This is a genomic window from Microcystis sp. CS-574 (assembly GCF_028329095.1).
Taxonomy (GTDB): domain Bacteria; phylum Cyanobacteriota; class Cyanobacteriia; order Cyanobacteriales; family Microcystaceae; genus Microcystis; species Microcystis ichthyoblabe_A.
This window is the reverse complement of the sequence record NZ_JAQMSY010000059.1, coordinates 22,089-29,801: the sequence shown is the minus strand read 5'-3', so window position 1 is coordinate 29,801 and position 7,713 is coordinate 22,089. Positions and strand designations below refer to the sequence as shown.

Here is a 7,713-nt window from a genome sequence, read left to right as displayed (position 1 = left end):
GAGGTAGGCTCCGTCGAGGTAGGCCCCGTTGAGTTTAGCCTGGTTGAGGTAGGCTCCGTCGAGGTAGGCCCCGTTGAGGTTGGCTCGGTTGAGGTTGGCTCGGTTGAGGTTGGCTCGGTTGAGGTTGGCTTCCCTCAAATTTGTCCGACTTAAATCAAGAATTTTAATTTTATTAGAGTCATTTGTTTCAGCCAAATTATCGCCAGCTTGGTCATTCTCAACTTTACGCCGCCCGATTACCGTTAAAGCGGCCTGAACTGGAATACTCACGGAAGGGAGTTTTTCTAGGGCCTTCTGTCTTTCCTCTGGCTCCAGTTGTTGAATATTCGAGGGAATGGGGGAATTTTTACGAATGTAGGAAGTCAGGACTTCCATAATTGTCCATTGATCCTTGGGAGAATCTTTGGCAATTCGCTCTAGGGAATAAATGCCGCCAATTACCACCTCCTCTTTACCACTACCGATTTGCTCGACAGCTTTCGAGAAGCGCTCGGTAATCAGACGTTGCTGAGTCAGTTGCATTTCCGCTTGAGAATTGCGATAATTGAGAAAAAGTACGATTCCTGCCGAAAGGGTAGCAATTAATCCTAGGGCAGAAATAATCGTTTTGACCACCTCAATGGCAAAGGTGCGGCTGTCTTTGTCTTCACGGGCAAAAAGCTCCGGTATTTGCTGAAATAGCCAGAAGGGAAAGATTAGCAGTTTCCAAGCAACTCTGACAAGAGACTGGAGCGATAGCAACAATCTTTTAATTAGCCTTTTTCCCCCGCGATAGGGCATTTTTAGATTCCAAGCAAGAATCGCTCTGGGATGTTGGCTCAAATATTCTTTCGCTTGCTGCCAGTCATCTATCTCATTGCCTTCTTTACCCGATGCCAGCCGTTTTTGATAAAACTCGTGAGCCTTGATCTGGTGCAATTCTAAAGGAATTCGTGGTGATTTTTTCGGAACCATGCAGCGTTTTCCCCGCCAATAGATGGATTTTGCCAAGGGACTGAGGGACTGACAAAACTGTTTTCGAGGTTGGTTGAAAAGAAGTAAGTAGGTAGGCGTTAAAAGTTGTCAGATGCCCCCCTTATTAAGGGGGGATTAAGGGGGGACTAAGGGGGGATCGGCACCCCCCTTATCAAGGGGGGCAGGGGGGATCGAACCTAAAATCCATTTTTAATTTAATTATAACCAGCTACTTACAATCCAACCATTAAAGTTTATCTGTTAATCGGGTAATCGGCTCTCTCGGATGCTGTGTAATCAACAGGATCGATCATCGAGATTGTCGGTATAGACTAGAGCCTAACGTCAACCTTTGATCAAGCTGTTGGGCTACAATCCAGCAAGGACAAGAGAGCCTGTTTAGAGAATCGATCGCTTTAAGTAGGGCTTGCTGAATAAATCTAAAAACCTTGTTGGATCAGACTTTTAGACTTTTTTTCCCTCAAAAAGTGCCAGCCGTTGCGGGGATCGGGGGGAAAATCCCTGGACTTTTTCCCTGAAAATTAGGTAACTGACCACCTGAAAATAGGTAAAACCCCACACCCCACACCCCACACCCCACACCCTGCCCCTAGGAAAAGCTTTTTCAGCAAACCCTAAGTGGTGTACTCGGCGTTAATTTTGACGTAATCGTAACTAAGATCGCAACCCCAGGCCGTACCTGTTCCTGAACCGTTACCGATACAGATAGACATTAAAACGGTATCTTCTCGTAAATAAGCCCCGCTTGCTGCCGCTTTCAGGTAATTACTGGCACTAGCTCGATCGAACGCCAGAGGTTGACCATTTTCCATCATCACGAAGTCGCCTAACTTGATTTGCAGATCTTCTTGATGGAAGACAACCCCGGCCCGGCCCGCGGCCGCCGCAATTCGTCCCCAGTTGGGATCTCGACCGAAAACCGCCGATTTTACTAAGGAAGAACCGGCAATGGTGCGAGCAATCTGACGAGCGGACTGATCATCGGCCGCCCCCGAAACCCGCACTTCTATTAAACAGGTGGCTCCTTCCCCATCCCGGGCGATCGCTTTGGCCAGGTATTGACAAACTTCCGTTAACATGGCCTCTAACTTTTGGGCATCCCGGCCCATTTCTGTGATCGCCGTGGTGCGCGATTGACCATTAGCCAAGGCGATCAGACTGTCATTGGTACTGGTGTCCCCATCCACCGTAATCTGATTAAAACTTTTATTAGCCGCCCGACTTAACATACTTTGCCAGAGAACCGTCGATACTGCGGCATCACAGGTAATAAAGGAGAGCATCGTCGCCATATTCGGGTGAATCATCCCCGATCCCTTGGCAATTCCCCCAATTGTGACCGGACGACCATCGATAGTGGTTTGCAAGGCGATCGATTTGGGGACTAGATCCGTGGTCATAATCGCCCGGGCCGTGCTTTCGCCGCCATTTTCCGACAATAAACCCGCTAAGGTCGGTAAAGCGGCGGTTAACGCATCCATGCGAATCCGTTGCCCGATCACTCCTGTAGAAGCCAGCAAAATTGCATCGGCGGGAATCCCTAAAACTTGGCTCAAGGCGGCGGCACTATCGAGAGCGTCTTGCCATCCGGCTTCCCCCGTGGCGGCGTTTGCTTGGCCAGCATTACACAAAATCGCCCTGGCGCTGGCTTTGGTTTGTAGGCGTTGACGGCAATAATCGACGCAAGCGGCCCGCACTTGACTGGTGGTAAAGACTCCTGCGGCGATCGCTTCTGTTTCCGAGACAATTAGGGCTAAATCGGGCAAACCGGACGGTTTTAGCCCCGCGGCCATCCCTGCGGATTTAAATCCTTTTGGGGCCGTGATCCCCCCCTCTATTTCCTGCCAATCGGCCATTTTCTCCCGTCTCCTACTCAAATTCGACACTCGATTATAGCAAGTAAAAAGCCAAAAATTAGCAAAGGGTTTGACCGTTTCGGGTTGGGAAGTGGGTGAAAAAGCTGATAAGTAGCTGGTTATAATTAAATTAAAAATGGATTTTAAATTCGATCCCCCCTGCCCCCCTTGATAAGGGGGGTGACGATAGGCGGGGGGATCCCCCTTAATAAGGGAGGCATCTGATAATTTTTAACGCCTACCTACTTAGCTAATAATTTCTTGCGGCAAATTAGCCTAAAATACGATTAATTGACTAGGATTTTGGGGTGATAGTTTATGGAACGCGGGTTATTGTGGACACCTTTATTAATTCTGTTTATTTGGTTGGCTTGGAGTGGTTGGAATGAATACCAAAAAGTGGAAATCTATCGACAATGGGCCGAAAACTTCGATCGAGCTAAGTATGATATATATTCTGTCTTAGGTCAAAAAGATAAAATTATCACTTGGGGAAAGCCAACTCGTAAGGGAGTGATCAATTTACAAACTTTTTCCCTAGAGGAGGTCAAAGAAATCCGTTTGCTAGTTAATAATCAAGTGGTGGATTTAGATGCTCTTCCCCCGCAGGGTTCCCCTTTTCTAGAATTTATTTTTAAGGAGCGATCGCCTGAAAAAATTCCTTTTACTGAAGTTGAATTAGCCAGTCGGTGGGCGAAATTTTTACAACAACAAATCTTAATTTAATGTCGATAATTTCTAGCGCAATCTTCCCGATCGCAGGATACCGACAACTAACCATAAACCGATAAAACTAGCTGTAGCAAATAATACGGTACTAATAATAGTTAATTGCCGAGATTGGGTGCTGGCCGTAACAATAGCAGCCCCGATAATTAAGGAACCAATAATCACACTAAAAGCTAGTCGATTGGCGGAATTATCTAAACTGCGACGGAGATTATCTAATTCACGAATTTTCAGATTAACATTTAAAGTTTCTGAGGTTAAACTATCTAGTAAAACTTCGATTTGACGGGGAGATTTCAGGGAAAAAGATTTCAAGTCTAAAACTGTTCTTAGGGCAGTTTGTAGGGGAGTGCTACCGATTAACTGTTGTTCAAGAATATTAGTTAATAGCGGTTTGACTTCTTCTAGGATATTAATATCAGGATTAAATTTTCGGGCAGTTCCTTCTAGATTGGCGAGACTTTTGGCGAATAAACCTAAATTACCCGGGAGTTTAATTCTATTGCGACGGGCAATTTGCAAAAGTTCATAAACCACCTCACTAAAGTTAATTTGATTTAAATTGAGGTTATAGTATTTTCGCAGCATCCGCTCATAATCCACCTCTAATTGTACTAAAGTAATCGGGACTACTGACTCGGACAGTTTAATAGTTAGTTGACTGCATCTTTTCGCATCTAAGTCAACAATTGCTAATAACAATTCTGTTAAAATTTGTTGAGTTTGCGGGTCTAATCTGCCCACCATACCACAGTCAATTAAAGCTACTCTACCATCGTCAAGATAGAAGATATTACCCGGGTGAGGATCGGCATGAAAGAAGCCATCAATATAAATTTGTTGAAAAAATGACCGAAACAAAATCCTAGTTATTTCGGTTTTTCTTTGAGAAATTGCCTGCTCAGTTGGCGGTCTAGAAACATCAGCCTCTAAAATTTGTTTTCCTTCTAACCATTCTAACACTAATAGCTTGGAATTAGTTAAGTGCCAATAAATTTTAGGAATAACTAACTGTTTGGGTTCTGACCACCGACTCTGGGTTAAATTATAGCGTAATTGGTCAGTATAATGACCTTCTTGGGTGAAATCTAATTCCGCATTAACTGCTTTAATAAACTCCTCTGCTAAGTCAACAACGTCATAACTTTGACCAAATTCTGTGAGGGCAACTAAATCAGCAATTCCCTTAATTAAGGCACTATCTTGGGCGACAATTTTTTCGATCCCCGGACGCAAGACTTTAATCGCTACTTCCTCCCCAGATAATAAAGTTGCCCGATGAATTTGCCCGATCGATCCTGCGGCGATCGGTTGGGGATTAATATACTTAAATACCTGTTTGATCGGTTTTGCTAACTGTTCGGTGATGACTATTTCTATATCTGTCCAAGCAACGGGAGGAACTTGCGCTTGTAGGGCAGTTAAAGCCTCGATATAATTAGCGGGTAGCAGATCGGGACGGGTACTAAGTAACTGTCCCAATTTGACATAAAAAGGCCCCAATTCCACGAGGATTTTTTTGAGAACTTCTGGAGTGGGGATCTGGGGATTTTCTGTTTTTCCTAGGGTTAAAACCCCGCGCATATAGTCCCAACCATTGCCGAGAACTATCTCAAGGATTTCTTTTTGTCTTTGACTGGTTTGGGGGAGTGAGAACACGGTATTATCAGTTATCAGTGATCAGTTATCAGTTATCAGTGGGTAAGTTACCAGTGATCAGATTTGAGTTTTAAGTTAGCAGTATTAAGTAGGTAGGCGTTAAAAATTATCAAATACCCCCCTTATCAAGGGGGGACTAAGGGGGGATCGACACCCCCCTTATCAAGGGGGGCAGGGGGGATCAGAGACAAAATCTATCTTCAATTTAATTATAACTACTTACTTAAATAGAGGTTTCCTACTGTCTTTTCACTGATTACTGTTTACTGATTACTGAAAAAGCTGGTAACTAATATCGATCCTATAACAATTTCTTTAATTTGGGATCGGTTTGTAATTGCTTGAGAACTTGTTTAATATCTTGGGTACGATCTTTGTGGACAACGAGAGTTGCTTTACCGTCGCGAACAATTACCAGATCTTTTAAACCAATAGTAACGATCACTTCTTCCTCATCACTAGCATAGATAATAGAGCCTTCCGTGTCCAAACCGACATGATTGGCCAGTTCAATATTTTTGCCCTTTGCTTCCAGTAATCTTTCCAGAGCATTCCAATCTCCCAGATCATCCCAACCGAAATTAGCGGGTAAAACGTAAGCGAGTTGGGTTTTTTCCATCAAAGCATAATCGATACTTTTTTTCTCTAAATCCTCATAGGCAGCGATGCCCCGATCGATCAGAGGCTGTAAAATATTATTAGCGTGGGTTTTTAGCTCCTCTAAAACCACTTGTCCCTGAAAGATAAACATTCCGCTATTCCAGCTAAAAAGTCCCGTTTCTAGGAATTTTTCGGCCGTGGTGCGATCGGGTTTTTCCGTAAAACGACTCACTTTATAGACGGGTAAACCATTAAATTCGCCCTGATTTTCTCCCTGTTCAATATAACCGTAACCGGTGGAGGGATAATCGGGTTTAATCCCTAAAGTAACGATCGCTTTTTGGCTGACGGCCACTTCTACGGCCGCTTTTAAAGTGTTAATATAAGCCTCTTGATTACCAATATAATGATCGGCAGGAAAAAAACCGATCGCCACTTCTTTACCATAACGTTTTATCACTTCTAAAGTAGCCCAAGTCACAGCCGGGGCCGTATCCTTGCCCACCGGTTCCACTAATAGGTTACTCTCCGGTAAATCGGGCAGTTGTTCGCGGACACCATCAGCGATTGCACTAGCGGTAATTACCCAGAGATTTTCCCAACCTGCCCCTAAAGATAATAGACGATCGGCCGTTGCTTGTAAAAGACTGCGACCACTACCATCAAGACAGAGAAACTGTTTCGGACGCGCTAGACGACTGAGGGGCCAAAAACGTTCCCCTTTACCCCCGGCGAGAATGACTGGAACAAGCGACTGATTCATAAAAAATTGACACTTATCGGTTAAGTTGAACCGATTGTATCAGACGGCAGCGAGGGGTGAGCGTTTTCCCGACCCAAAGCTAAAAAGCGGGCAAATAACCCGCTTTCTAGCAAAAATAACCGAAATATTGCGATTAGAAATTCATTTCGGCCGCTTGTACTGTTTCCACTTGTTTTTTCTTAATCACTAAGAGGATTTGGCAGAGCATAATACCACCGAGGAATAAAACTAATCCTTTGATCCGGCCGGGATTTTGTAGGACAACTTCCGTCTCTTTTTGACCAAAACCGCCGACATTGGGGTTACTGGTTAAAAATTGTCCCACTTCGATCGCTTGACCTTCCGAGACGATTAACTCAGGACCTGCGGGAATATTTTCCACCACGGGGCCAGCTTCGGAAGTGATGGTGACTTCATAACCACCGGCTTCGGTTTTGCTGATCTGGCTAATTGTACCTGCGGTAGAAGCTTTGAAAGCGTTATTATTGCTGGGTTCACCGGTGGGGTACACTTGACCGCGACCGCGATTGGCCCCTAAATGCACAGCATATTTACCGAAGTGAATACCCTTATTTTGGCTAGGATCGGGGGCCAGGACGGGGAAAACGATCTCTTTGTATTGATCCCCGGGTAAGGGGCCGACGATAACCACGTTATCTTGACCTTCTTTGTAGGATTGGAAATAGACTCCACCGAGTTTTTCCTGCATTTCTTCGGGAATGCGATCGGGGGGCGCGATTTTAAAACCATCCGGTAGCATTAAGACTGCACCGACGTTTAAACCCCCCTTGGATCCGTCTCCTAACACCTGTTGACTGGCGGGATCGTAGGGGATTTTTACCACTGCCTCAAAGACGCTATCGGGTAATACCGAGTGGGGGATTTCAATTTCGGCGGGTTTTTGGGCTAAATGGCAGTTCGCGCAGACAATCCGACCGGTTGCTTCTCTGGGGGTTTCCGGGGCGGTTTGTTGCGCCCAAAAAGGATATGCTTGGGCAGATTGGGGGTTAATGACATCGCTGGTTAGGAGTAAGGAAACGGTAGCGATCGCCACGAGGACGGCTTTCACTAGGGCCTGTCTGTGGACTTGCGGGAAGCTTAAAAAGTTGAATGTTCTCATCTCTATAGGTC

The 7,713-nt window shown here is 45.1% G+C and carries 6 protein-coding genes; 1 reads left to right on the top strand and 5 read right to left on the bottom strand.

Annotated elements, in window-relative coordinates; genetic code table 11:
• A partial coding sequence (locus PN470_RS04035; RefSeq protein ID WP_272103748.1) for a pentapeptide repeat-containing protein occupies window positions 1-954 on the bottom strand: 954 nt, incomplete at its 3' end.
• Window positions 955-1,589: 635 nt separating this feature from the next.
• The gene (gene argJ / locus PN470_RS04030; protein WP_002736235.1) at window positions 1,590-2,831 is read right to left on the bottom strand and encodes a bifunctional ornithine acetyltransferase/N-acetylglutamate synthase; all 1,242 of its coding nucleotides are present in this window, start codon (window positions 2,829-2,831) and stop codon (window positions 1,590-1,592) included.
• A gap of 318 nt (window positions 2,832-3,149) precedes the next feature.
• Between argJ and PN470_RS04025 the strand changes: the two genes are divergently transcribed.
• Entirely contained in the window at window positions 3,150-3,557 is a 408-nt protein-coding gene (locus PN470_RS04025; protein WP_024969066.1) for a hypothetical protein, read from the top strand.
• 12 nt (window positions 3,558-3,569) lie between these two features.
• Here the strand turns inward: PN470_RS04025 and PN470_RS04020 are convergent, their stop codons facing one another.
• The 3 genes from PN470_RS04020 to petA form a co-directional block, all read right to left on the bottom strand.
• A complete protein-coding gene (locus PN470_RS04020; RefSeq protein WP_272103746.1) occupies window positions 3,570-5,219 on the bottom strand; it encodes an ABC1 kinase family protein in 1,650 nt (549 codons plus the stop codon).
• Between the two features lie 301 nt (window positions 5,220-5,520).
• The gene (locus tag PN470_RS04015) at window positions 5,521-6,582 is read right to left on the bottom strand and encodes a mannose-1-phosphate guanylyltransferase (RefSeq protein ID WP_272103744.1); all 1,062 of its coding nucleotides are present in this window, start codon (window positions 6,580-6,582) and stop codon (window positions 5,521-5,523) included.
• Window positions 6,583-6,715: 133 nt separating this feature from the next.
• On the bottom strand, window positions 6,716-7,702 hold the full coding sequence (gene petA, locus PN470_RS04010) for a cytochrome f (protein ID WP_002754684.1): 987 nt from the start codon (window positions 7,700-7,702) through the stop codon (window positions 6,716-6,718).
• Between the last annotated feature and the right edge of the window lie 11 nt (window positions 7,703-7,713).